The sequence below is a fragment of the Stenotrophomonas sp. 28608_Sma genome (assembly GCF_056486185.1).
This window is the reverse complement of the sequence record NZ_CM151308.1, coordinates 1,072,736-1,098,075: the sequence shown is the minus strand read 5'-3', so window position 1 is coordinate 1,098,075 and position 25,340 is coordinate 1,072,736. Positions and strand designations below refer to the sequence as shown.

The window sequence follows — 25,340 nt, the reverse complement described above, 5'->3', positions numbered from 1 at the left end:
GGCGTTCACTGGCATCCTGTCGCGGTCTCGAAGCCGCATAGTTAGCCACAAGCGGGTTCACCGTGGCATCTACGGACCGTTCAGGCTGGGCGGCGCACCGTCGGCGGCGGCCTCTGCGGCCAGGTTCACTTCACAGGAGCAACGATGGGCATCACTTCCGTGGCCGGCGTTCCGGTCCAACCCCGGCACCGAGCCACCTGCCACTGCGGCACGGTCGAACTGCTGCTGGACCTGCCGGACGGTATTGTCGAACCCCGCCGCTGCGACTGCTCGATGTGCCGGCGCCGGGGGGCCATTGCCGCCAGCGTCAGCCGCGCGGGCCTGCAGGTGGTGCGCGGGCAGAACCACCTGCAGCTGTACCAGTTCAACACCCATGTGGCCGAGCACTATTTCTGTGGCGTGTGCGGCATCTACACCCATCACCGGCGCCGCTCCAACCCGGAACAGTACGGCTACAACGTGGCCTGCCTGGAAGGCATCGACCCGTTCGCGCTGGGTGTGATCCCGGTCAATGATGGGGTCAACCATCCCGCAGACCGCACCGGTTAGTGGCGCGTGCGCCGTGGCGGTGCGGCAACCTTCTGCCAGGGGGCCATGCCGCTGCGGCCTGCCCGCACCGGGCGCTTCAGCCAGGGCCGGCGGGGCGTCGCCTGCGGTTCGGTGGCGACCGGGGAAGGAACAGGTCTGCGGCCGGGCCAGAGATGATCGAGCAGCCACATGGCAGGTCTCCGTGGGGGACGGGGACGACCTACGCTAGCGGCACCTGGGCAAAGAACGGGTGAGGGCGCTGCGGCAGCCAGATGACAGCCGCGCCCCCCTCAGTCCTGCGGCCGTGACCGGCCCAGGCGGCGCACCAGCACGAAGAACAGCGGCACCAGCACCACCGCCAGCACGGTGCCGGAGACCATGCCGCCGATCACGCTCATGCCGATTTCGCGGCGGCTGGCCGCACCCGCACCGGTGGCCAGCGCCAATGGAATCACACCGGCCACGAAGGCCAGAGATGTCATCACGATCGGGCGCAGGCGCAGGCGTGCGCCCTGCAGGGCCGCTTCCACCGCTGAACTACCAGCGCGATAGCGTGCCTCGGCAAACTCCACGATCAGGATCGCGTTCTTGGCCGACAGGCCGATGGTCGTCAGCAGACCCACCTGGAAGTAGATGTCGTTGACGAACCCGGCCGCGGTGGTCGCCAGCACCGTACCAATCACGCCCAATGGGATCACCAGCACCACTGCCACCGGCACCGTCCAGCTCTCATAGAGCGCTGCCAGACACAGGAAGATGAAGGCAATGGAGACGATGTACAGCCACAACGTCTGGTTGCTGGCCAGTTGTTCCTGGTAGGACAGGCCACTCCACTGCAGGTCGAACCCGGGTTGATCGGCAACCAGCGCCTGCATGCGCTGCATCGCCTCGCCCGAGCTGCGGCCTTCGGCGGCGCTGCCCTGGATCTGCATCGCCGGCAGGCCATTGAAGCGCTGCTGCAGCTGCGGCCCGCGTGCCCAGTGGCTGCTGGCGAAACTGGCGAACGACGCCATCTGGCCGTTGCCACCGCGCACATACCACTGGCCGATGTCGTCGGGCACGCTGCGGTAGGGCTGGTCGCCCTGCATGTAGACCCGCTTGACCCGGCCACGGTCGAGGAAGTCATTGATGTAGCTCCCGCCCCACGCCGCCGACAACGTTGAATTGATGTCGGCCTGGGCCAGGCCCAGCGCGCTGGCCTGGGCGTGGTCGATGTCCAGCCGCAGCTCGGCCTTGTCGCCCAGACCGTTCAAGCGCACCGAGGTGAGCACGTCGTCTTCGCCGGCCGCACGCACCACCTGTTCCTGCGCTGCCTGCAGGGCCACGCGCCCGGCCGCGCTGGTGTCCTGCAGCCACAGTTCGAAGCCGCTGGACTGGCCCAGTCCACGCACCGCCGGCGGTGCCAGTACATTGACCTTGGCATCCGGCAAGCTGCGGAAGTAGGCATTGGCACGCGTGATGATCGCCGCGGCGGTGTTGTCGCCCGTGCGCTCATCCCAGGGCTTCAGGGCGAGGAAGCCCTGCCCGGCGTTCTGGCCGGTGCCGGCATTGTTGCGGCCGACCACCACGAACACCACATCCAGGTTCTGCTTCTCGTGCTCCATGAAGTAGCGGCTGATCTGCTCGCCCAATGCTTCGGTACGCGCCATCGGCGTACCTTCCGGCGTGGAGAACTGGAAGGTAACCTGGCCCTGGTCTTCCACCGGCAGGAAGCCGGTGGGCATGCGCGCGTACAGCGCGACCATGGCGACCACCAGCAGCAGGTAGAACGCCATCCAGCGCCGCGGCCGGGTAACGACGCCACCGAGCTTTCCCTGGTAGGCCAGCTGGCTGCGCTCGACACCCCGGTTGAACGCCCGGAAGAAACGACCCTGTGGCTTCTGCGCCGAAGACGGCTTGAGCAGGGTCGCGCACAGCGCCGGGGTCAGCGTCAGCGCCACCAGCGCCGACAATGCCATGGCAGATGCAATCGTGATCGAGAACTGCCGGTAGATGATGCCGGTGGAACCACCGAACAGCGCCATCGGCAGGAACACCGCACCGAGCACCACGGTAATGCCGATCAACGCGCCGGTGATCTCGCCCATCGATTTTTCGGTCGCTTCGCGCGGCGGCAGATGCTCGTCGTGGATGATGCGCTCCACGTTCTCCACCACCACGATCGCATCGTCGACCAGCAGCCCGATCGCCAGCACCATCGCGAACAGGGTCAGTGTGTTGATGGTGAATCCGGCAACGGCCAGCACGCCGAACGTGCCCAGCAGCACCACAGGCACCGTGATCGCCGGAATCAGCGTGGCGCGCAGGTTCTGCAGGAACAGGAACATCACCACCACTACCAGAACGATGGCTTCGATCAGGGTATGGATGACCCCCTCGATCGAGACCCGCACGAACGGTGTGCTGTCACGCGGGTAGGCCACCTGCAGGCCGGGCGGGAAAGTCGGCTGCAGCCGCTCGATCTCCGCGCGCACCGCATCGGCCGTGGCCAACGCATTGGCGCCGGAGGCCAGAGTGACCGAAAAGCCAGCCGCCGGATAGCCATTGAGATAGCTGCTGGTCTGGTAGTTCTCTGCGCCGATCTCGACCCGTGCGACGTCGCCCAGCAACACCGCCGCGCCATTGGGCAGGGTACGCAGGATGATCGCGCGGAACTGTTCGGGGGTCTGCAGGCGCGACTGCGCGGTGACCGTGGCGTTGAGGCTCTGCGTCGGGCTGGACGGCATCGCGCCCAGCTCACCCGCCGTCACCTGGGTGTTCTGCGCCTGGATCGCAGCGCGAACGTCCGAGGGCATCAGGTCATAGGCGCGCAGCTTGTGCGGGTCCAGCCACACGCGCATTGCGTAAGCCGAGCCGAACACGTTGATCTCGCCGACACCGGGAATGCGGCTGATCGGATCCTGCACATTGCTGACAAGGAAATCGGAGACGTCCACGCGCTCCATGCGCCGGCTGGTGTCGTACAGCGAGACCACCATCAGCGAATCGCCCTGCGACTTGGCGACCGTCACGCCCTGCTGCTGCACTTCCTGCGGCAGCCGGTTGATCGCCTGATTGACGCTGTTCTGCACCTGCACCTGGGCGATATCCGGGTTGGCGCTCTGGTCGAAGGTGACCGTGATGCGCGCCTGCCCGGACGAGGAACTGGTGGACGAGAAATACAGCAGGTGGTCGATGCCCTTGATCTGCTGCTCGATCACCTGGGTGACGCTGTCTTCCACCGTCTGCGCCGAGGCACCGGTGTAGTTGGCGGTGATGTTGACCTGCGGCGGCGCGATGTCCGGGTACTGCTCCACCGGCAGCTGGGTCACCGCGATGGTGCCGAAGGCCATGATGCAGATCGCCAGGACCCAGGCGAATACCGGGCGATGGATGAAGAAGCGCGGCAGCATCTGCTCAGTCCTTCCCGGCCGGTGCCGGTGCCGGCTTCACCCGCACCGTCATGCCATCGGCCAGGCCCTGCGCGCCGGCCACCACCACCTGCTCGCCGGCGGCCAGGCCATCAAGGACCAGCCACTGGTCGCCCACCGCACGCGCGGTGCGGAACAGGCGCAGCCGCGCCTTGCCGTCCTTGTCCACCAGCCACGCCTGTGCCTCGCCCTTGGGGCTGCGGTCGACCGCAGCCTGTGGCACCAGCAGCGCCTGCTGGCGGGTTCCCTGCCCCACCAGCGCGCGCACGTACATGCCTGGCAGCAGCTGCCCATCCGGGTTGGGGAAACGCGCCCGCAGGGTGATGCTGCCGGTCTCCTGCTGCACGTCCACGTCGGCGAATTCCAGCGTGCCGGGCAGCGGGTAGTCGGTGCCATCGGACAGGCGCAGCCGCACCGGTGCTGTATCGGCCTGCACGCCACCGTCGGCGATGGCGCGGCGCAGTGCCAGGTACTCATTGCTGGACTGGGTGATGTCCACGTTCATCGGGTCCATCTGCTGCACCCGTGCCAGTGGATCGGCCTGGCCCGAGGTGACCAGCGCCCCCGGCGTGAACAGCGCGCGGCCGATGCGCCCGGCAATCGGCGAGGTCACCGTGGCGAACCCCAGCCGTGTGCTGGCCGTGTCACGCGCGGCCTGTGCGGCCTGCGCCGCGGCGGCAGCTTGCTGGTCGCTGGCGATCGCATCGTCCACGTCCTGGCGCGCGGCCAGCTGGTCCTTGCCCAACGCCTGCATGCGCTGCGCCCGCAGGCGCGCGGTCACCGCAGCGGCCTCGGCGGTCTTCAGGTTGGCCTGCGCCTCGTTCAGCGCAGCCTGGTACAGCGCGGGCTCGATCTGGAACAGTGGCTGCCCGGCCTTCACCCACTGGCCCTGCTCGAACAACCGCTTCACCAGCACGCCATCCACCTGCGGACGCACGTCCGATTCCTGCGAGGCAACGCTGCGCCCAGGCAGTTCCTGCTGCAGTGCCAGCGGCTGGCTGCGCAGGGTCAGTATCGTCACCTCAGGCGTCGTCGCGCCGGGCTTGGGCGCGTCCTTGCCGCAGGCGCTGAGCAGCCCCACCAGGGCGAGCGCCAGCAGCGGCAGGCCCGCGGTTCGCGGCAGCCGCCAGGCACGGTACGGACGGGAGGGGTTCGGAAGGATCATCGGCTGCAGGTTCCACGCGTGGCGGAGCGTTCGGCGCCGAATATAGAAGACGTGGCGGCACGATCCTGCTAAATGGCGCATGAAACATTTTTCATTTGCAGTCGCTGCCCACGATTGCGAGGATGCCCCTGTCCCACTCTGCACACTGGCCCATGCCGCGCGTACTCACCATCGAGGACGATCTTGTCACCGCCGAGGAGATCGCCACCGAACTGCGCAGCCACGGCTTCGACGTGGACCTGGCCAGCGACGGCAGCAACGGCCTGGCGCTGGCACGTGCAGGCGACTACGCGGTGATCACCCTGGACCGCATGCTGCCCGGCATCGACGGGCTGGCCCTGGTCACCACCTTGCGCCGCGAAGGCATCACCACGCCGGTGCTGATGATCAGCGCACTGTCGGACGTGGATGAACGCGTGCGTGGCCTGCGCGCCGGTGGCGACGACTACCTGACCAAGCCCTTCGCCTCCGATAAGATGGCCGCACGCGTGGAAGTGCTGATCCGGCGCCAGGGCCAGGCCGCTGCCATCGACAACGTGCTGCGCGCCGGTGACCTGGAACTGGACCTGATGACCCGTTCGGCGCGACGCGGTGGCCATGAGATTGCACTGCTGCCCACAGAGTTCAAGCTGCTCGAATTCCTGGTCCGCAACGCCGGCCAGGTGGTCACCCGCAGCATGCTGTTCCAGGAAGTCTGGGGCTACCACTTCGATCCGGGCACCAACCTGATCGACGTGCATATCGGTCGCGTGCGCAAACGCATCGAACAACCCGGCCGACCGCAGCCGATCATGACCGTCCGTGGAACCGGCTATGTCTTCGACGCGCAATCCTGACCACTGGCGCTCTTCCAGCAGCAGACTGCTGGGCCTGTACTGCATCCTGTTCGTGGCGTGGTCGAGCCTGCTGCTGGGCGTGATGTACTGGCGCATCTCGGATTACCTCAGTGACCTGACCGAATCAGGCCTGCAGCAGCGCGCGCACCTGTTCATGAGCTTCGACGGCCCGGCACTGGATGAAGCATTGCGCGACAGCCAGCGCTTCGATCTGCACCAGGTCTATACCTATGGGTTGTTCGACAAAGCCGGCATGCCGATGGCGGGTCCGCTGACAGCGATCCCCGAGGGACTGCCGCTGGATGGCAACTCGCATGCGGTGGACGGTTGGACGCTGGCCGATGGCCGCCACGACAACGGCGGCAGTGCGCTCGGCGTGGTGACCCGCGATGGCCGCACGCTGGTATTCGTACGCCAGAATGGCAAGCTCATGGCGGTCAACAGCATCATCCTCGATGCGCTGCTGTGGGGCGTGTCGCTGACCGTCATTCCCGGCCTGGTGGGCTGGCATCTGCTGCGCCGGCGCCCGTTGAAACGGATCCAGCAGATCGAAGCGGCCACCAACCGCATCGTTGCCGGCGACCTCGGCCAGCGCCTGCCGGTGTCCAGCCGTCGCGACGAGATCGATCGGCTGTCGAGCATCGTCAATGCAATGCTGGAACGCATCGAACAGCTGATGACCGAGGTCAAAGGCGTGTGCGACAGCATCGCCCACGATCTGCGCACCCCGCTCACCCGACTGCGGGCGCATCTGTACCGCATGCGCGTCGGCCTGGACGACCAGAACCCACATGCCGATCCACTGGACAAGGCGCTGGCCGAGACTGACATGCTGATGGCGCGCTTCGCCGCGCTGCTGCGGGTGTCGGAACTGGAGAGCCACCAGCGACGTTCGGCCTTCGACGCGGTCGACGTCACCGAGCTGCTGCAGGAACTGCACCAGTTCTACCTGCCGCTGGCCGAAGAGAAGCAGCAATTGCTGGAGCTGCAGGTGGAGCCGAAGGTGGGCCCGCTGCGTGGCGACCGCGAGCTGCTGTTCGAAGCGCTGGCCAACCTGCTGTCCAATGCCCTGCAGTTCACCCCTGCACACGGCCGCATCCTGCTGCGTGCGGTCGATGATCACGGCGCCCCGAGGATCGATGTGATCGACAACGGGCCGGGCATTCCGCCACAGGACCGCACGCTGATCTACCAGCGCTTCTTCCGTGGCAGCAGCAGCGCCGGCCAGGGGCCTGGATTCGGCCTGGGCCTGTCGATCGTGGCCGCCATTGCCGGCCTGCACGGCTTCCGTGTCCGCGCCGGCAGCGCCCCCGGTGGCGGCGCCTGGATGAGCATCCGCGGCGCGACGGACGGCCTGCCCTGACGCCGGGCCAGGGCGCCCCAATCGCACTTGGGAATCATTTGTATTTGAGGGCGGGCATCCGGATAATCCGCCGTCACCGCCCTTCCCGGATCACTCCCGATGCCCGCTCTGCCGTCGCGTCCGCTGCTGTACACGCTCGCCCTGCCCACCCTGCTGGCCTCGGCCATCGCCCAGGCCCAGGACACCCCGGCGGCGCGCACCCTGGACAAGGTAACGGTGGTGGCCGAGCGGGCCAGCACCGCGACCAAGACCGACACCGCCCTGACCGAGACGCCGCAGGCGATCAGCGTGGTCACCCAGCAGCTGTTCACCGATCGCGGCGCGCACAACCTGCAGGAAGTGCTGCGCTACAGCGCCGGCGTCACCGCCGATGCATGGGGGCTGGATACCCGCAACGATGCGACCTCGGTGCGCGGGCTGGACCCGGTGCAGTACCAGGATGGCCTGCGCCGCAGCTACGGTTTCAGCCCCCTCGCCCGCCCGGAAATCTATGGCCTGGAGCGGGTGGAAGTGCTGCGCGGCCCGTCCTCGGTGCTGTATGGTGCCGGCGCCACCGGCGGCATCATCAATGCAATGAGCAAGCGCCCGACCTTCGGCGCCCTCAACGGCGAGGTCGGCGTGCAGCTCGGCAGTTTCGACCGCAGGCAGCTGCAGGGTGACATCGGCGGCGCATTGAACGATGCCGGTACGCTTGCCGGCCGCTTCGTCGGGCTGGTGCGCGAATCGAACATGCAGACCGATGTATTGAAGGATGACCGCGTCTATCTGGCACCGTCGATCAGCTGGCGCGGTGAACGCAGCACCTTGACCCTGCTGGCCAGCTATCAGCATGACAAGACAGGCTCCAGCCAGCAGTTCCTGCCGCTGGCCGCGACCCTGCTTGCACCGCCCGGACGCCGCCTCGACCCGTCCACCTTCATCGGCGATCCCGGTTTCGACCGCATCGACTCGCGCGTCTACAGCCTGACCGCGCTGTTCGACCACAGCTTCAACGACACGCTCAGCCTGCGCTCGGCAGTGCGTTACATCGATGGCAGGACCACTCTGCAGCAGATGTACGTGGACAGCTACAGCAATCCGGAAGATCCCTTCATCGACGCCGAGCGGCGCGTGGTCAACCGCACGGCCTATGGCACCCGCCCCGACGTGCAGATCTTCAGCGCCGACAATGCGCTGCAGTTCGACTTCGCCACCGGTGCCTTCCAGCATCTGCTGCTGGCCGGCGTGGACTACAGCCAATACAAGGAGCAGCTGCAGCGGCTGGACGCCACCGGCACGCCGATCGACATCTACACCCCGGTATCGGTCGCACCGATCGTGCGTGGCTGGGATCGTCAGCCGGACCAGACCTCCACCCAGCTGGGTGTCTATGTGCAGGACCAGATCCGCTGGGCCGACCGCATCTCGCTGGTGCTGGGCGCGCGCCGCGACCATGCACGCTCGAAGACCGAAGGCCAGCCCAGCCAGACCGACAATGCCACCACCTACCGCGCCGGGCTGATCGGCGAACTGGGTGCGGGCGTTTCGCCCTACCTGAGCTACAGCGAATCGTTCCTGCCGGTGTCCGGCCAGGATCTGTTCGGCAGCGCCTTCAAGCCGATGCGCGGCCGCCAGTCCGAGGCCGGCATCAAGTGGCAACCGGCGCGCAGCCTGCTGCTGACGCTGGCGGCGTACCGCATCACCGAAACCAACCGGCAGACCAACGACCCGGACAACGTATTGAACGTGGTGCAGACCGGGCAGATCCGCTCCAAGGGCGTGGAGCTGGAAGGGCAGTTCCAGTTCGCCAACGACCTGACGGTCACCGCTGCCGTTGCGCGCAACGAGGCCGAGGTCAGCCGCAGCAACTTCGCACTGGAAGTGGGCCAGCGCCTCAACGACACCCCGCAGGACCTGGCCTCGGCCTGGGTGTCGAAGGGCTTCCAACTGGACGATGCCGCACGCCTGCACCTGGGCCTGGGCGTGCGCCATGTCGGCAACACGGTGTCGCTGGGCAATGGCGGGCGCATCGTCACGCCCAGCTACACGCTGGCCGATGCATTGCTGGAAGTGCAGGTGACCGACTGGACGATGGCGTTGAACATCACCAACCTCACCGGCAAGCGCTACTACGCGCCGTGCCGCACCTTTGGCGACTGCTTCGCCGGCTACCCGCGCGTGGTGACCGGCACCATCAGCTATCGGTTCTGATCACGGCCAACGCTGGCCGCTGCAGCAGCAGGTGCAACAGCACCGCGCATGCGGCGGTCAGCAGCGCCAGGACACGCAGCAGTATCGCCAGCGCCTCGGCACTGGCCTGCTGCAGCTGTGCGCCGCTCATCGCCGGAAGCAGTGCCTGCGCCTGTGCCTGCGCCCCCGTGGCCAGATAGGCACCGGCACGCGCCAACGATGCCGGCGATGCTCCCTGCAGCTGGTGGCCGATCAGCAGCGCAAGCAAGGCCGTGACTGCGGCCAATGCGATGCCTTCGCCGGCCACCCGCACGGTTCCGAAGATGCCGGCGGCCATGCCCGCACGCTGCACCGGCACCACACTGACCGACAGCCCATCCATCAAGCCCCACGGCAAGGCCGTTCCAGCGCCGATCAGCATCAGCAACGGCACCCACTGCGACGGCGACGGATGCGATGCGTGGCGCGACAACAGGTACAACCCAGAGGCACAGACCAGCAGGCCCAGCGTACACAGCCGCGTACTTCCAACGCGTTCCGCCCAGCGCGCGGCCAGCATCGGCAGCACCAGCATCGGCGCGGACAGGGCCAGCATCTGCAGCCCGACCAATGTCGCGCTCTGTGCATTCACGCCCAGCAGCTGCAGAGGCAACACCACCAGCAGCACCACGTAGCCGAAGCAGGTTGCGACCGGCAGCAGCTGGACACCGAGGAACGCCGGTTGCGAGAACAGCGAGAGGTCCAGCAACGGTGAGCGGTGCAGCCGTTCGATGCAGACGAATACCCCGCCCAGCATCAGCGTCGCCAACAGCGCCAGTTGCACGTGCATGGCATGCAGGCCGAATTCACCCAGCCACAGCAGGGCCAGGGTCAACGCCGCCAGCATCAGGCTGAAACCCAGCATGCCGCCGACATCCAGCCGCCCGCGTTCGCCATGGCTTTCGGACAACGCGCGCGCGCCCACGGCGAACGCCGCCAGCGTCAGTACACCGCCCGCGGCGAACACACTGCGCCATCCCAATGCCTGCAACAGCAGACCCGCGAGCAGCGGCCCCAGCGCCAGCCCCGCACCGAATGTGGTGCCCAGCAGGGCGAACACACGGGCACACACCGGGCCCTGCCAGGCATGCGCCAGCGCAGCGGTGCCGGACGCCAACGCCGCTGCAGCGGCAACGCCCTGCAGCCCGCGCGCCAGATCCAGCCACAGCAGCGTGGGCGCGAGGCAGACGACGACCGTGGCTACGGTGAAGCCTGCCGTGCCCAGCAGGAACAACCGTCGTCGGCCATAGCGGTCGGCCAGGCCACCGGCAGCAAGCAGCAGGCTGCCGAAGGTGAGCATGAACGCGTTGGTCACCCACGCCAGCGCGGTCGGCGACGACGCCGCGGAACGGGCCAGCGCCGGCACCGCGACCGCACCGGCCGAGAAGGACAACGGCAGCGCCAGTGCAGCCAGGCAGACGGCAAGCAGCGCCCACCGCTGCTGCGTGTGGGAAGGTACGGAGAGCATCGAAACCGGGGCCATGTGGGCCTCCATCCATCAGGGGCATTGATGATGGACAGGCCGCTATTCCAGAAAAACAGGCTCGATGTACGTTGATTGCGGCCTAATGTTCCGTAATCATGCCCCGCATGGATTCCATCTCTGCCCTGCTGGCCTTCGTCCGTACCGCCGAAGCAGGCAGCATCGTCGGCGCCGCTCGCGTCCTCGGCCTCTCCGCGTCGGCCGTGGGCAAGCGCATCGCCCGCCTTGAACAGGAACTCGGCACGCGCCTGTTCCAGCGCACCACCCGCCGCGTGCACCTCACCGACGAAGGCGAACTGCTGCTGCAGCGCTGCCGGCGTGCGTTGGATGAACTTTCCGAAGCGCAGGCAGACCTGGCGCAGCGACAGCACGCCCCCAGCGGGCTGCTGCGCATCGGCCTGCCCACCATCGGCTACCGCTTCCTGCTGCCGGTGCTGCCTGGCTTCCAGCAACGCTACCCACAGGTGCAGCTGGAGCTGGACTTCAATGATCGCATCGTCGACGTGGTCAGCGAAGGCCTCGACGCGGTGATACGCAGCGGTGAACTGGCCGATTCCAGCCTGACCGCACGGCGGCTGGGCGGCTTCCGTTTCATCCTCTGTGCGGCGCCCGGCTATCTTCAGGCGCACGGCACGCCCGGTGATGTGAGCGAGCTGCGCCTGCATAGCGCGCTGCGCTTCCGTTACCCGACCACCGGAAAGCTGCACCCGTGGCAGCTGCCGGGTATCGAAGGCGATGCCGGCGCGCGCCTTCCCACCGCGATGACCTGCAACAACATGGAGGCCGTACTGGCCGCTGCGATCGGTTGCATGGGCCTGGCCTGGATGCCTGACTTCCTCGCAGCCGATGCGCTGGCCGATGGCCGCCTGCAACAGGTACTGCCAGCACTGCCCACGCACCAGGGGCAGTTCTCGTTGCTCTGGCCCGGTGGGCGCCATCCCAGTGCACGCCTTCGGGTGTTCATCGACTATGCCGTTGCGCATCTGTTCCGCGGCCACCCGGAAAAGGGGACGGAGGGGATTAAGTCGTTTCAGGCACAGTAGGACCGATTACGACTTAATCCCCTCCGTCCCCTTTTTCGTTCAGCGGCTGAAGCGGCGCGCGCCGGCCACGCAGATCACCGCGACCACGGTCACCAGCACCATGCTGAGGCTGACCGATTCGTGCAGCAGCAGCGCGGCCAGGGCCAGGCCGAAGAACGGCTGCAGCAACTGCAGCTGGCCGACGGCGGCGATGCCGCCCTGGGCCAGCCCGCGGTACCAGAACAGGAAGCCGATCAGCATGCTGAACACCGCCACGTAGCCCAGCGCCCACCACGCCGACGCACCGACCGCGGTGAACGAGGCCGGGCGCATCAGCACTGTCAGCGGCAGCATCACCGGCAACGCCAGCAGCAGCGCCCAGCTGATCACCTGCCAACCGCCAAGATGGCGGGCAAGTCGACCACCTTCGGCATAGCCGAGCCCACACACCACGATCGCCGCCAGCATCAGCAGGTCAGCCTGCAGCGAGGCCTCGATGCCGTTACGCACCGCATAGCCGACCACGCAGGCACTGCCCAGCAGCGAGAACAACCAGAACGCCGGGCGCGGTCGATCGCCGCCGCGCAGCACGCCGAACACCGCAGTGCTCAGTGGCAGCAGGCCGAGGAACACGATGGTGTGTGCCGATGACGCATGCCGCAGCGCGAGCGCGGTCAACAGCGGAAAGCCGACCACCACCCCCAGACTGACCACCACCAGGCCTGGCAGGTCATTGCGCCGCGGCCACGGCTGGCGCAGCAGAAGGAGCAGGCCAAGGCCGAGCACAGCGGCAATGGTCGCGCGTGCAGCAGTGACGAATCCGGCGTCCAGCTGCAGCACCGCCAAGCGGGTGGCCGGCAGGGAGCCCGCGAAGATCACTACACCGATGAAGCCATTGATCCAACCACTCGCCGACCGTTCCACGCCTGTACTCCTGAAGGTGCCGGACGATGCCCGGCTGGACCTGTATGGAAGCATCCAGCGCGGAACGACCCCAGCTACAATCCAGTACAGTCGCAAGTAACTGTACTGCCCACACTTCCACTACGGTTCCGCCATGCCACGTTCGCTCACCCGCATCGAATCGGTCATCCAGACCGTCCGCACCCGCATCGGTGCGCGGGTGGATGGCCCCGGCTCGCGCCTGCCCTCGGTACGTGCGCAGGCGGCGGCGATGGGGGTGTCGGTCTCGACCGTGGTCGAGGCCTACGAGCGCCTGGCGGCCGAAGGCCTGATCAGTGCGCGCGCAGGATCCGGCTTCTACGTCAGTGGGCCGGCCGCACCGCTGGCGCTGGCTGAAATGGAACCCCGGCTGGACCGCGCCGTGGACCCGCTGTGGGTGTCGCGGCAGTCGCTGGAAACCCCGCCGGGCCACCTCAAGCCGGGCTGCGGCTGGATGCCCAGTGATTGGCTGTATCACGATGGCGTGCGCCGCGGCCTGCGTCGGCTGGCGCGTGCCGATGCATCACAGCTGGTCGACTACGCCGGCCCGCTCGGGCTGCCCCCATTGCGCCAGCTGCTGCAACGGCGCAGCGCGGCGCTGGGCATCGATGCGCCGATGGAGCAGATCCTGCTGACCGAATCCGGTACGCACGCGGTCGATCTGCTCTGCCGTTTCCTGCTCAAGCCCGGCGACTGCGTGCTGGTCGATGACCCCAGTTACTTCAACTACCACGCGTTGCTGAAGGCGCACCAGGTGCAGGCCATCGGCGTGCCATACACGCACAGCGGCCCGGACCTGGAGGCGTTCGCGCAGGCAGTTCAGGCGCATACGCCGCGGCTGTACATCACCAACTCGGGCCTGCACAACCCGACCGGCGCCGTATTGTCGGCCAGCACCGCCCACCGCCTGCTGGGCCTGGCCGAACGCAATGAACTGATCATCGTCGAGGACGACATCTTCGCCGACTTCGAACTGCAGCCTGCACCGCGGCTGGCCGCGCTCGATGGGCTGTCGCGGGTGATCCACGTCGGCAGTTTCTCCAAGACGCTGTCGGCGGCTTCGCGCTGTGGCTACGTCGCCGCTCGCCCTGAGTGGATCGAGGCGCTGACCGATCTGAAGCTGGCCACCAGCTTCGGCGGCGGCCATCTGGCGATGCAGTTGATGCACATCGCGCTGACCGACAGCGGCTACCGCCGCCACATGCAGTCGGTACGTTCGCGCCTGGCCGATGCGCGCCGGCACACGCTGCGGAAGCTGCAGGCGCTGGGCATCACGCCGTGGCTGCAGCCGGAAGCCGGGCTGTTCCTGTGGTGCCAGCTGCCCGATGGCCGCGATGCCGCCGCACTGGCCCGGCAATGCCTGCGCGAGGGCATCGTGCTGGCACCGGGCAACGCGTTCAGCCAGTCGCAGCGCGCGGCTGACTATGTACGTTTCAACGTTTCGCAGTGCCAGGACCCGAGGATCTGGCAGGTACTGGCGCGCGCGCTGCGTTGAGCTGGTAATGCGCGGCCAGCGCATCCACCACCACACGCACGCCCGGCAACTGGCCGCGACGATGCGGCAGCAGCACGCTGGTGGTCACTTCGCCGGCATGCCACGCCGGCAGCACCTGCTGCAGGCGGCCGGCGGCAAGGGCTGCGGCACACAGGCTGTGTGGCAACACGGTGATGCCAAGACCCGCTTCGGCCGCCGCGATCAGCAGCTGCGATTCATTGCCGACCAGCGCCACCTGCGGCTCCACCTGCACGGTGCGGGCGTCGGGGCCGTGCAGCGTCCAGCGCGTTGCATGACGCGCGGTCAGCAGGCCGGCATGCGCACGCAGCTGCTCGGGCGTATCCACTGCCGGCGCGGCTGCCAGATAGCCAGGGGACGCCACCAGCACGATGCGCTCGCTGCCGAGCATTCGCTGCACCAACCCGGAATCCGGCAGCGGACCGAAGTGACTGCGCAGAGCGATGTCGATGCCCTCCTGAGCCAGATCGATGAAACGATCACTCACTTCAACTTCGATGCGCAGCCGTGGATAGCGGCGGGCCAGTGCAGGCAGGCACGCGGCGAGCTCGCCCTGCACCACCGGAATCGAAGCGCTGATGCGTACGGTGCCGCTGGGTTCGGCCTGGCGGTCGCGGACGATGGCCTCGGCCGCCTCGACCTCAGACAACGCTGCGCGTGCGCGCTCGAAGAACTCCTGGCCGACCTCGGTCAATGCGAAGCGGCGCGAACTGCGTTGCAGCAGCCGCACCTGGAGCTGTTCTTCCAGCAGCGCCACGCGCTTGCTCAACGTCGAGCGCGGCAGGCCCAGATGGCGCCCGCCTGCGGCGAAACCGCCCTGCTCCACCGCAGTCACGAACAGGGCCAGATCGTTGAGGTTGAGCATGCGCAACGTCCACATATGTAGACTTCAGGATGCCATTCGGACGGCTTCCGGAGCAATGTCCACGCGGGCACGCTTTCCTCACCCGCCGCATCGCGGCTCGAACCGGAAACCTGCCATGACCCCGATCCTCTTCTACGGCGTGCCCTCGGGCTGCTCGTTCGGCTCCATCATCGCGCTGGAGTGGCTGCGCCAGCCGTATCACCTATGCCGCATCGAGATGCCCGGCCAGGTGCAGGGCGAAGACTACCGCCGCCTCAATCCACTGGGCGAAACCCCGACCCTGCGAACCACACAGGGCGAGCTGCTCAGCGAGAGCCTGGCCATCCTCAACCACCTGGCCGCGAAGGGCATCGCACAGGGCCTGGGCTTCGCACAGGGCACCTCCGGCTTCGATCGCCTCAACCATCGGCTGGCCTATCTCAACACCAGTTTCTTCGGTGCCTACGCGCCGCTCTGGCACGCACTGGAGCATGCGGAAGGCGATGAAGGCGAGGCGCTGCGTGCCTATGGCACGACCAAGGTACGCCACGCCCACCAGGCGCTGGAGCAGATGATCGGCGCCGGCCCGTGGCTGCTGGGCGAACAGCGCAGCTTTGCCGACGCCTACTTCGCAGGCATCGCGCGCTGGAACGACTATCACCAGGTGGTCGATCGACGCGAGTTCCCAAGGGTGCAGCAGCTGTTCGAGCGCCTGCAGGACGACGCCGGCGTGCAGTTCGCCCACGCCATCGAAGCGCAGCAGCCGGCAACCAGCGGCGGTGGATTCCTCGGCGAGGTGCGGATGGAAGACGTGCTTGAGGCCGCAGCGGCCTGAGCCCTGTCCTGCCCGTGCGGCAGCGGCGCGCAATGCCTCTTGCGCGCCGCGCTACAGTGGTATGTCCCCCGCTGCAGGAATCCGCGCATGTCCACGTTCTCCGATCCGCAGGCGGTGGCCCGCTATGCCGAAGCGCCGCTGCGCCAGGTGCCCGGCTTCCTCGCCCTGCAGCAGATGAGCCGGCTGCTGCTGGCCGAACGTGTTCCCCCTCAGGGCCGCGTGCTGGTGCTGGGTGCCGGTGGCGGGTTGGAACTGAAGGCCTTCGCCGAGGCGCAGCCGGGCTGGCAGCTGCTGGGGGTCGACCCGGCCGCGCCGATGCTGGCCCTGGCCGAGCAGACACTGGGTCCGCTGATGTCGCGCGTGCAGTTGCTGGAAGGCTATATCGACGATGCACCCGATGCGCGCTTCGACGGTGCCAGCTGCCTGCTGACCCTGCACTTCCTCGATGCCGGGCAGCGCCTGCACACGCTGCGCGAACTGCACCGGCGCCTGCAACCCGGTGCGCCGCTGGTTGTAGCGCACCACAGCGTGCCGCAGGACCCGGCCGGCAAGCTGCGCTGGTTGCAGCGCTACGCGGCGTTCGCCGAAGCCTCGGGGGTTGCCCACGCCGATGCGCAGCGCGCGATCGACGCCATTGCCGAGCGATTGCCGTTGCTGTCGCCCGAGCAGGAGGTTGCGCTACTGCAGGAGGCCGGCTTCGACAACGTGGAGCTGTTCTACGCCGGCTTCAGCTTCAAGGGCTGGGTGGCGTACGCCGGATGATGCCTACGGCACCACGGTAATGCCGATACGCTGCATCAACAGCGCCACCTGCTGCACATCCAGCGTGGCGCCACGCAGATTGGTGCTGCGCAGGTCCAACTCGCCCAGCTCCGAGTTGGTCAGGTTGCAGTCGGTGAAGTTGGCACTGTTCCAGTCGATCCCCTCGAACTGGCCACCGGACAGGTCCGAACCGGCGAAGCTGGCACCGCTCACATTCGCGCCATCCCAGCGGTTTTCCCACAGTTCGCACTTCTCCAATGTCACCCGCGAGAAATTGGCGTAGCGCAGGTTCGACTTCTTGATGAAGGCACTGCAGAACCAGCTGCGCGTGGTGATCTGGTTCATGAAGCTGGCGTTGCTGAAGTCCGCGCCCTGCGCACGGCACTCACTGATCTCCAGGCCCAGCGCCTTGATGAAACTGAAGTGGCACATGCTGATGTCGCAACTACGGAAGCTGGCTTCCTTCAATGTGGCGCCATTGAAGCGGCAACCGGCGCGGTTTTCAGCGTCGTAGAAGCTGCAGTTGATGAACTCGGTGGCGGTGAGGTCAGCGCCGGAGAAATCGCATTCGTAGAACTGCTGGTCGACCACTTTCTGGCCGGTGTACTGGTCCGCGCCGATGCGCAGCTTGCGGTGAACGGTGGGGGACATCGTGGATTCCATGCCAGGTGCCCCGCCATGATGCCGGGCCGCGAAGGCGATCCATAGACGCTGGCGCGGTCGGGTTCACCGGCAGTCCAGCCGATCTGTGGCCACGCCCGCCAAATGCACGTTGTTGCACGTTAATGCACGAACGTGCAGACTTGCGGCATGAGCTCCGATCCCAGCCCCCTCCCCGCCCAGCGCACCCTGCAGATCCTCGAGGAACTGCGCCAGCAGGGCCGCGTGGTCGCCGCCGAACTGGCGCGCCGCTATGCCGTCTCCGAAGATTCGATCCGCCGTGATCTGCGCGAGCTGGCCGCCCAAGGCCTGTGCCAGCGTGTCTACGGCGGCGCCGTGCTGCCGCCCCCCAAGGAACGCCCGCTACGCGAGCGACTGACCCGCGACCGCGGCGACAAGGCCGAGCTGGCCGCCCGCGTCTGCGCGCTGCTGCAGCCCGGCCAGGTCGTACTGCTCGACGCCGGGTCGACCAACCTGGCGATCGCCCAGCAGCTGCCGACCGCTCTCGGCCTGACGGTGATCACCAATGCTCCGCAGATCGCCACCGCCGCCAGCATGCTTGAAGGCACCTCGGTGCAGCTGATCGGCGGCCGCCTGGCCAGCGGTGGCGGCGCGGTCGGCGCTGAAGCGTTGGCGCAGGTGCAGCGCCTGCGCGCCGACGTATACCTGCCCGGCCCCTGCGCGGTGGACGGCGACACCGGCGTCTGGGCAATGGATTCGGAAGAAGCCACGCTGAAACGCGCGATGGTGGCCTGCAGCAGCCGCGTCATCGTCGCCGCCACCACTGAAAAGCTCGGTGCCCGCGGCAACTGGCAGATCGCCAGCCTCGATGAAATCGACGATCTGGTGCTGACCACCTCGGCTCCGCCGGCGCTGGCCGCGCGCTTCCGCGCAGCCGGCATCGCGGTACACCCCACTCCGCCCTGACCGTACCGCCCATGTCCCTTGCCAACCGCGCGCGTGCCGAACAGCACGCGACCCGCGCTGCGTTCTTCATTCCCGGCTTCGCCACTGCGTTGTGGGCCACCCTGGTGCCATTCGCCAAAGCACGCACCGAGATCAACGACGCTACGCTGGGGCTGGTGCTGCTCTGCCTCGGTGCCGGTTCGCTGCTGGCCATGCCCTTGTCCGGCGTGCTGGCCGCGCGCCTCGGTTGCCGCCGGGTGATGGTGGCCAGCAGCCTGCTGATCTGCCTGACCGTGCCCGGCCTGGCGCTGGCTGGTTCGGCCTGGACGCTGGGGCTGGTGCTGTTCGTGTTCGGCGCCGCCGTGGGCGCGATGGACTGCACGATGAACGTGCAGGCCGTCATCGTCGAGCGCGAAGCACGGCGCGTGATGATGTCCGGCCTCCATGCCTTCTTCAGCATCGGCGGCTTCCTCGGCGCGGCCACCATGACCGTGCTGTTGTCCGCACAGCTGCCGCCACTGGCATCGGTGCTGATCGGCGTCGGCGCCATGCTGCTGGTGATGCTGCTGTCGGCGGCGTACTGGCACAGCGAACGCATGCCGCACGACGCACCGATGTTGGCCCTGCCGCACGGCATCGTGCTGTTCATCGGCGTGCTGGCGTTCGTCGCCTTCCTCGGCGAAGGCGCGATGCTGGACTGGAGCGCAGTGTTTCTCAGCGACGTGCGTCGCGTCGATGCCAGCCTCGCCGGTATCGGCTATGTAACCTTCACCCTGACCATGACCGTCGCACGCCTGTTCGGCGATGCGCTGGTAGCGCGTATGGGCCGTGAGCGCGCGATCGTGTTCGGTGCTCTGCTTGCCGCCGCTGGCGTGCTGGTGCTGACGCTGGTCACGCCGTGGCAGGCGTCGCTGATCGGCTATGTGCTGGTCGGCCTCGGCTGCGCCAACATCGCGCCCGCGCTGTTCTCGCTGGCCGGCCACCAGACCCGCATGCCGGGTGCGCTGGCGATCACCGCGGTATCCACGCTGGGCTTCGCCGGCATCCTTGCCGGGCCGGCGCTGATCGGCTTCGCCGCCAACCACTTCGGCCTGATCGCTGCGTTCATCGGGGTGGCCACGGCCTTGTTGCTGGTGGCCGTGTCCACACGTTGGCTTCGGATGTAGCCCAGGGCCTCAGCGCCGCCTGTGCCGCAGCTTCATCCGCAATCGCCGATAGCCGATCACCGTCGCCGTGGCACACAGCGCGGTGCCAGCAGCACTCAGCAGCAGCAACACCGCCAGCCGGGCACCTTCCTGGCGCAGCATCGCCGGCAGGTCCCAGCTGTGCAGGAAGTAGAACAACCAGCGCCCCACGCGCTCCCGATGCCCCATCGTCAGCAACGGATCGCCCGTGGCCAGATCGAGGTAGACCCGCGTCGCCTCGGCATCGCCGAAGTCCACCACTGCTACCGGGAAGCGGCGTACCGCTGCACCATTCATGGCCTCGGGCGCACGCGGATAGAAGTAGGCATCCGCTGCCTGCTGCACCACGAAGCCCTGCATCGGCGCAGCGGAAAGCGCACGCACCTTCTGCTGCAGCCACGCTGCCGGCAGCAACCGCGCAACCTGCAAGTGCCCATTGCCGCTGGACACGATGCGGGTCTCGCCCCGCCCGTCCAGCAGCACTGCGAACAGCTCGCCTCCGATGCGGCGCCACTGGATCTCGACCGGTTGGAAGCGCTCAGCATCGGCCACCGCCAGAAGCTTCGCCGGCTCACCCAACGCGCCATCCACCGTTACCGCGCTGCCACGATAGCGTTCAACATCGATCGCCTCGCGCGTGCTGCTGAAGACCCCCAATGGATTCATCGACATCAGTCCGCTGAAGATCCAGGTGAACACGAAGGCCGCAGCCATCAGTCCGATCAGATGGTGCCAGCGCATCCACGGTTCGACATAGGGCGTCTTCGCGCCGGAGCGGTAGCGCCCGCGGAAACGCCAGCGCCACACACCCACCACGATGCCGCTGACTGCCGCCACCGTGCACAGCGCGGACAGCACGATCACCACCCACGTCCAGACCGGATCCACCGACTGCATGCGCAGGAAATACAGCCAGTGCAGCCAGGCCCCCACATAGTTCCAGCGCTGCTGCACATGCGGTGCGTCCAACACCACTTCACCGGTGCGCGAGGACACATACAGGTCACCGGGCTGTACGCCCCCCACCTCCACCCGGTACAGCGGCCGGTGCGCGTCCAGCGCGCGCGAATGCGTCCAGCGGTCCTCCTCCACGCGCATTGCACCGACAAAGGCCGGGCCGCCGGCAAACTGTACCGCTGACGCTTCGGCGCGCTGTGCCGACACTGGCAGCAGGGCCTGGCCGGTGACGGCTGACCACGCCCCCACGTTGCTTCCCGCGCGAACCACATACGCAGGCTCGCCACGCAGCGTGGTCAGTGCCACGGTCTCCGGCTCGGACTGCACGGCTGCAGGCAGCACCGACAGCCCGCGCAGATCGCGGGCCTCCGGCAGCACCGGTAATGCCGCCAGACGTTCACCGGGCGTCAGCTTCGGGTAGCCGATGAACAACATCACCATGCCGCTGACGAACCACAACAGCATCAGCAGGCATCCGCCGATGCCGAGCCAACGGTGCACCAGGTAGGTCCAGCGCTTGGCAGTGGATCGCAGCGACATGGTGCGCGTCCTCAGAAGCGATGGTCGACGGTGAACTCGACGCGACGATCCGCGCCCAGCAGCCACTGCGTGCTGGTGTAGTACGCGGTGGCGTAGTACGCCTTGTCGAACACGTTGAACAATCGCGCGGACAGCCGCGTGCGCGGTGCTGCCTGCCAGGTCAGCGCCAGGTCAGTGGTGCTGTAGCTGGGCAACTCCAGCGTGTTGGCATTGTCGGCGTAGCGCTTGCCGACATAGCGAACGCCACCCGCCGCGCTCCAGTCCGGCGCGAACTGCCAGCTCAACCACACATTGGCCAGGCGTTCGGCCACGTTCGGCGGCACGTTGCCATCGCGCGACACCAGCAGCGGCGGCGAACCGGTGGTCTCCAGGAAGTCCTCGAACTCGGCCTTCAGCACCGTGGCGTTGGCATCCAGCGTCCAGTGCGGCGCGACGTTCCAATTCAGCGACGCCTCGATACCGCGCGAGGTCTGCGCGCCCACCTGCACGCGGCGGTCCGGCACCAGCGGATCGCGGCTGAGCAGCCCGGTCTTGCGGATGCGATACGCCGCCAGCGTCCACTCGCCGCCATCGAACGCCTGCTTCAGGCCCACTTCGATCTGCCGGCCCTTGGCCAGGTCGAAGGCGCCGTTGGCCGGGCTGATCATCAGCAGCCCACTGACCGGGTCTGCTGCCTGCGAATACTGCGCATACAGGCTCAGCGTCGGCCGCAGCGCGAACACCGTACCTGCACGCCAGCCGGTGCTGCTGTAGGTCTTCGAGAACGCGTTCTGGCCGCTGATCAGATCGGTACGGTCGATGCGCGCGCGGTCGTGGCGCAGGCCACCCAGCACCGACCAGCGCTCGCTCAGCGCCAACCGGTCTTCCGCGAACAGCGCGTACTGCTCGGCACGGTTGCGGTAGCGCGGCAGGTTCGGCGCGTCGCTGACGAACTGGCCCGGCACCGGTTCGAACGGGTCGATCGGGCCCGAGCTGCCGGCATAGGTGTTGTTGGTGTGCTTGAAGTGCGCGCGGTTGGCGTCCAGGCCCACCGCGAAGCTGTTCTGCAGGCCACCTGCGGTCCCCTGCACGCGCAGCGTCGAGGTCAGTCCGGTCTGGTCCTGGTTGTGGGTGATCTCGGTGTTGCCCGATCGATCGATCAAGCCGGTGGCGCGGTTGTAAACATAGGCCTCGGCATTGCGCCAATCGCGTTGGCTGTCGATCTGGTAGAGGCGCGTGCGCCATTCCACGTTCGCGGTCGGCGTCCACAGCGCATCGAGCTGGGTCCAGCGGTCGCGATAGCGGATCTGGCTGTCGTCCACGTTGTAGTTGCGGTGGCGCAGCGCCTCCAGCTGGCGGCCCTCGACCAGCGGCGTGCCGAAGTAACGCATCGGCTGCTGGTAGCCCTGCGCATGGGTGAGGGTCAGCTGCAGGTCCGCGCGCGGCTGCCACAGCAACGCACCGGAGAATGTCGCGTCACTGTTGCGCCCACGATCGACCCAACCACCGCTGTAGTTGCCACTCACGTCCAGCCGGTAGGCCAGCTCGGACGTCAGCGCGCCACCGCTGCCGAAGCCCAGGCGCGCGGTGTCCTCGCTGCCCACGGTTACGCTGATCTCGTTCTCGATCGCACCACGCGTGAGCTTCTTCGGCACGATGTTGATCACGCCGCCGATCGCACCGTCGCCATGGATGACCGAGGCCGGGCCGCGCAGCACTTCGATGCGCTCGATCGACCAGGTATCGAACGGGAAGGTGATACCCACGCCGCCGTACTGGCGCAGCCCGTCGTACAGGCGCATCACCGAAGCGCCATCGGTGAAGCCGCGGCTGGACAGCGCACTCAGGCCGTTGCCCGGATGCGGCATCGCACTGATCGCACCTGCCCGGCTGATCGCATCGTTGAGGTTGCTGTCGCCACGCTGCTCCAGTTGTTCGCGCGAAATCACCGTCAGGCTGGCCGGTGTCTGCAGCACGCTCAGGCCCAGCGCGGAACCGGCGTTGGCGGTGGACGACAGCTCACCGCTGCGGGTATCGACCACCCGCACGGTATCCAGCGTGGTCGGTGGTGCCGCATCGGCGGCAAGCAGGGGCGCGGCGTGCAGGAGCAATGCGCACAGGACAGGCAGCGTCGCCCGGCGCAGGTGCGCGGGGTTGGGGTTCGTTTTCATTTGTTCACGGCATGCAAGGCCACCCGCAATGGCAGGGCAGCAATCAGAAAGGGACAAACACGCGCGTGCGGGCACCGGCCGTGGCCGGCAACCTCATGGAAAAATGTTCAATGCAACGCGCGTGCGGCTCAGGCAGCCATCAGAGCCGGCGGCCCACGCGCTCCCAATGTGCCGCTGATCCGTTGCGGCAACGACCGCACCGCACCGCGCAGCGCGCGGCACACCGGTGCCATCGGCGCCAACAGCAGCACTGCCGCCACCAGCAGCGTGATCAGCCGTGCAGCGATCAGGCAGTAATCGCAGTCCACGCCCATCTCATGATCGGCGTGTGGATCGGCAGGTGGCTTCTTTGCGGCCTCGCCGTGCGGCATCGCCATCGCGTGGTGGTCGTGATGGCCTTCCATCGCGTGCTGCGCAAGCTCTGCATGCATCGCATGTTCCATGGCTGCCACCGGCGCAGCGGCAGCCACGTGACCATGCGCCAGCCAGCGGCTCACCAGCGGGGCGAGCAGCACCAGCAGCATGGCAAGCCAAGCCAGGGCCTGGAACCGGCGGTGGAGGACAGAATGACGCACCCGGCCATTCTACGGGGCCATGGCCAACCTTGGACCCCGTTCAGGGTTGGCCCCCTGCGACACGGTGACGCAGGGCTGCCCTCCCCCGCGCACGCCCTCCATTCAGTAGATCCACGCCATGCGTGGATGCTTTTCGCGCATCAACTCACGTACTGGGCCACACCATTACCGAACGACCAATTTTCCCGCTTCACTTCCACCAGGTTGATGAACACATCCTCTCGGCGGATACCCACCGCCGCATGCAGGCCATCGGCAATGCCCAGGTACAACGCTTTTTTCTGCTCCAGCGTGCGTCCCTCGTTCCAGGTGATCTGGATGCAGATGAAATCGTCGGTGCGGTCCACGCCCAGGTAACCGGGGTCGTAGATCAACGTGCCCGGCTCGTGTTGCTGGAAGATCTGGAAGCGATCGTTCTCCGGCACGCCCACCGCGCGCATGGCCTGGTAGATGGTTTCGCCGACGCGTTGCAGGTAGTCGGCGGATTTACCTTTGCGAAGATCGATACGGGCGAGCGGCATGGTGGCACTCCAGAGTGGATGGGCACGGCAACGGGCTGAGACTACGCCTGCCCGGGGCGGTGGGACAGCGCAGGAATGGAACCCTCTGCTTCCATTCGTGGCACGGGCCCGCCCACGTGCGTAACGAAGGCGACCCGGACGAACAGTTGGGCGTCTTCCACACCGACGGGCTGATCGTGGCCGCGCGACAGCTGGTACGCGAGGCACATCATTGCCTCTCCGACGACGACGCCTGACCGGCCCGGATATGCGCCCGCTACAATCGAGCAGGGAGCGCAGGAGGCCGCAATGGACGCCGAACACCTGGAGTACTTCAAGGCCGCACTGGAAGGCCGCGCAAGCGTGGGCTGGAACGTCTGGTTCACCGCCAACCAGCAGGCGCTGGCACAACACCTGAGCCGTCCTGCACTGCTGCGCTTGAAGTTCAGCAAACTGGATGAAGCCGAACGCCTGCTGGCCGAGGCCGGCATCGTGCCCTGCAGCACAGCGGGCAAGCGCTACGAAATGTACTGCGCGCAGTTCTCGGCGGACGTGGTGGACGCGAACGGTCGCCCGCTACCGGCCATCTGGCGCGCGGCGCACGGCGGTGCCATCGGCCTGCTTGCCGATGGTGAGCAGGAGGCCGGCCAGGCGAAGCTGCTCGCGGAGTTCCGCCGCGTCCGCAAGCGCGGACTGCAGCAGGCCCATGAATGGTTGGCCGATCTGTGCTTTGAAGGCGAGATGGAACTGAGCGGCGGCAATGCCGATGTGGGCCGTAGCCTGCTGGCGGTGGTGGTGCGGGCCGGCAGCGGTCACGACCTGCTGGATGCAACCGCGATGATCGCGCGCGAGCTGCTGGAGGACCTCGGCTGAAACGGTGATCGCTTCGGCGGGCACTACGGAATCACAGGCAACAAAAAAGCCCCCATTGCTGGAGGCTTCTTTCGTTCTGCAACA

21 protein-coding genes are annotated in these 25,340 nt (G+C 67.3%); 11 read left to right on the top strand and 10 right to left on the bottom strand.

Annotated features, from left to right (window positions below; genetic code table 11):
* Window positions 1–144 precede the first annotated feature (144 nt).
* Window positions 145–549 carry a GFA family protein gene (locus tag ACZLHH_RS04980; RefSeq protein WP_012510263.1) on the top strand — a complete coding sequence of 135 codons (405 nt, stop codon included), beginning with the start codon at window positions 145–147 and terminating at the stop codon, window positions 547–549.
* 269 nt (window positions 550–818) lie between these two features.
* Here ACZLHH_RS04980 and ACZLHH_RS04975 read toward each other — a convergent pair whose 3' ends face one another.
* Window positions 819–3,920: an efflux RND transporter permease subunit gene (locus tag ACZLHH_RS04975; protein ID WP_049463509.1), complete on the bottom strand. Its 3,102-nt coding sequence runs from the start codon at window positions 3,918–3,920 to the stop codon at window positions 819–821.
* Window positions 3,921–3,924: 4 nt separating this feature from the next.
* On the bottom strand, window positions 3,925–5,103 hold the full coding sequence (locus ACZLHH_RS04970; RefSeq protein ID WP_049463507.1) for an efflux RND transporter periplasmic adaptor subunit: 1,179 nt from the start codon (window positions 5,101–5,103) through the stop codon (window positions 3,925–3,927).
* Window positions 5,104–5,255: 152 nt separating this feature from the next.
* On the opposite strand from ACZLHH_RS04970, the gene ACZLHH_RS04965 reads away from it, so the two are divergent.
* The 3 genes from ACZLHH_RS04965 (at window position 5,256) to ACZLHH_RS04955 (ending at window position 9,492) form a co-directional block, all read left to right on the top strand.
* Window positions 5,256–5,939 (top strand): response regulator transcription factor, encoded by a 684-nt coding sequence (locus ACZLHH_RS04965; protein WP_478478758.1) that lies wholly within the window; start codon window positions 5,256–5,258, stop codon window positions 5,937–5,939.
* Window positions 5,917–7,302 (top strand): sensor histidine kinase, encoded by a 1,386-nt coding sequence (locus ACZLHH_RS04960; RefSeq protein ID WP_049463504.1) that lies wholly within the window; start codon window positions 5,917–5,919, stop codon window positions 7,300–7,302. The genes ACZLHH_RS04965 and ACZLHH_RS04960 overlap by 23 nt, the downstream gene beginning before the upstream one ends.
* Window positions 7,303–7,401: 99 nt before the next feature.
* A complete protein-coding gene (locus ACZLHH_RS04955; protein WP_049463501.1) occupies window positions 7,402–9,492 on the top strand; it encodes a TonB-dependent siderophore receptor in 2,091 nt (696 codons plus the stop codon).
* On the opposite strand, the gene ACZLHH_RS04950 is transcribed toward ACZLHH_RS04955, so the two are convergent.
* Window positions 9,476–10,993, bottom strand: a complete 1,518-nt coding sequence (locus ACZLHH_RS04950) for an MFS transporter (protein WP_478478757.1) — start codon at window positions 10,991–10,993, stop codon at window positions 9,476–9,478. The genes ACZLHH_RS04955 and ACZLHH_RS04950 overlap by 17 nt on opposite strands.
* Before the next feature lie 107 nt (window positions 10,994–11,100).
* Between ACZLHH_RS04950 and ACZLHH_RS04945 the strand changes: the two genes are divergently transcribed.
* Window positions 11,101–12,036, top strand: coding sequence for a LysR family transcriptional regulator (locus ACZLHH_RS04945; protein WP_049463497.1), 936 nt, complete (start codon window positions 11,101–11,103; stop codon window positions 12,034–12,036).
* 39 nt (window positions 12,037–12,075) lie between these two features.
* Here the strand turns inward: ACZLHH_RS04945 and ACZLHH_RS04940 are convergent, their stop codons facing one another.
* Complete coding sequence (locus ACZLHH_RS04940; RefSeq protein ID WP_049463495.1) at window positions 12,076–12,939, bottom strand: DMT family transporter; 864 nt, start codon at window positions 12,937–12,939, stop codon at window positions 12,076–12,078.
* A gap of 133 nt (window positions 12,940–13,072) precedes the next feature.
* Here ACZLHH_RS04940 and ACZLHH_RS04935 point away from each other — a divergent pair, with 133 nt between their 5' ends.
* Complete coding sequence (locus ACZLHH_RS04935) at window positions 13,073–14,452, top strand: aminotransferase-like domain-containing protein (RefSeq protein WP_049463493.1); 1,380 nt, start codon at window positions 13,073–13,075, stop codon at window positions 14,450–14,452.
* On the opposite strand, the gene ACZLHH_RS04930 is transcribed toward ACZLHH_RS04935, so the two are convergent.
* Window positions 14,391–15,335, bottom strand: coding sequence for a LysR substrate-binding domain-containing protein (locus tag ACZLHH_RS04930; RefSeq protein ID WP_049463519.1), 945 nt, complete (start codon window positions 15,333–15,335; stop codon window positions 14,391–14,393). The two genes, ACZLHH_RS04935 and ACZLHH_RS04930, sit on opposite strands and share 62 nt — an antisense overlap.
* Before the next feature lie 115 nt (window positions 15,336–15,450).
* On the opposite strand from ACZLHH_RS04930, the gene ACZLHH_RS04925 reads away from it, so the two are divergent.
* Together ACZLHH_RS04925 and ACZLHH_RS04920 are read left to right on the top strand one after the other, a co-directional pair.
* The gene (locus ACZLHH_RS04925) at window positions 15,451–16,149 is read left to right on the top strand and encodes a glutathione S-transferase family protein (protein ID WP_049463491.1); all 699 of its coding nucleotides are present in this window, start codon (window positions 15,451–15,453) and stop codon (window positions 16,147–16,149) included.
* Between the two features lie 87 nt (window positions 16,150–16,236).
* Entirely contained in the window at window positions 16,237–16,911 is a 675-nt protein-coding gene (locus tag ACZLHH_RS04920) for a class I SAM-dependent methyltransferase (protein ID WP_049463490.1), read from the top strand.
* A 3-nt stretch (window positions 16,912–16,914) separates the two neighbouring features.
* Here ACZLHH_RS04920 and smqnr read toward each other — a convergent pair whose 3' ends face one another.
* On the bottom strand, window positions 16,915–17,562 hold the full coding sequence (gene smqnr / locus ACZLHH_RS04915; RefSeq protein WP_032127748.1) for a SmQnr family pentapeptide repeat protein: 648 nt from the start codon (window positions 17,560–17,562) through the stop codon (window positions 16,915–16,917).
* A 159-nt stretch (window positions 17,563–17,721) separates the two neighbouring features.
* Between smqnr and ACZLHH_RS04910 the strand changes: the two genes are divergently transcribed.
* Entirely contained in the window at window positions 17,722–18,498 is a 777-nt protein-coding gene (locus ACZLHH_RS04910; RefSeq protein ID WP_049400656.1) for a DeoR/GlpR family DNA-binding transcription regulator, read from the top strand.
* A gap of 11 nt (window positions 18,499–18,509) precedes the next feature.
* Complete coding sequence (locus ACZLHH_RS04905; RefSeq protein WP_049463489.1) at window positions 18,510–19,643, top strand: MFS transporter; 1,134 nt, start codon at window positions 18,510–18,512, stop codon at window positions 19,641–19,643.
* 9 nt (window positions 19,644–19,652) lie between these two features.
* On the opposite strand, the gene ACZLHH_RS04900 is transcribed toward ACZLHH_RS04905, so the two are convergent.
* From ACZLHH_RS04900 to ACZLHH_RS04885, 4 genes are all read right to left on the bottom strand, one after another.
* Window positions 19,653–21,158, bottom strand: a complete 1,506-nt coding sequence (locus ACZLHH_RS04900) for a PepSY domain-containing protein (RefSeq protein ID WP_049463487.1) — start codon at window positions 21,156–21,158, stop codon at window positions 19,653–19,655.
* 11 nt (window positions 21,159–21,169) lie between these two features.
* On the bottom strand, window positions 21,170–23,308 hold the full coding sequence (locus ACZLHH_RS04895) for a TonB-dependent receptor (RefSeq protein ID WP_049463485.1): 2,139 nt from the start codon (window positions 23,306–23,308) through the stop codon (window positions 21,170–21,172).
* Window positions 23,309–23,436: 128 nt separating this feature from the next.
* A complete protein-coding gene (locus ACZLHH_RS04890; protein ID WP_049463484.1) occupies window positions 23,437–23,832 on the bottom strand; it encodes a DUF2946 family protein in 396 nt (131 codons plus the stop codon).
* Window positions 23,833–24,023: 191 nt separating this feature from the next.
* Window positions 24,024–24,404 (bottom strand): tautomerase family protein, encoded by a 381-nt coding sequence (locus ACZLHH_RS04885; protein ID WP_049463481.1) that lies wholly within the window; start codon window positions 24,402–24,404, stop codon window positions 24,024–24,026.
* A 288-nt stretch (window positions 24,405–24,692) separates the two neighbouring features.
* Between ACZLHH_RS04885 and ACZLHH_RS04880 the strand changes: the two genes are divergently transcribed.
* On the top strand, window positions 24,693–25,256 hold the full coding sequence (locus tag ACZLHH_RS04880) for a hypothetical protein (RefSeq protein ID WP_049463479.1): 564 nt from the start codon (window positions 24,693–24,695) through the stop codon (window positions 25,254–25,256).
* Window positions 25,257–25,340 lie beyond the last annotated feature (84 nt).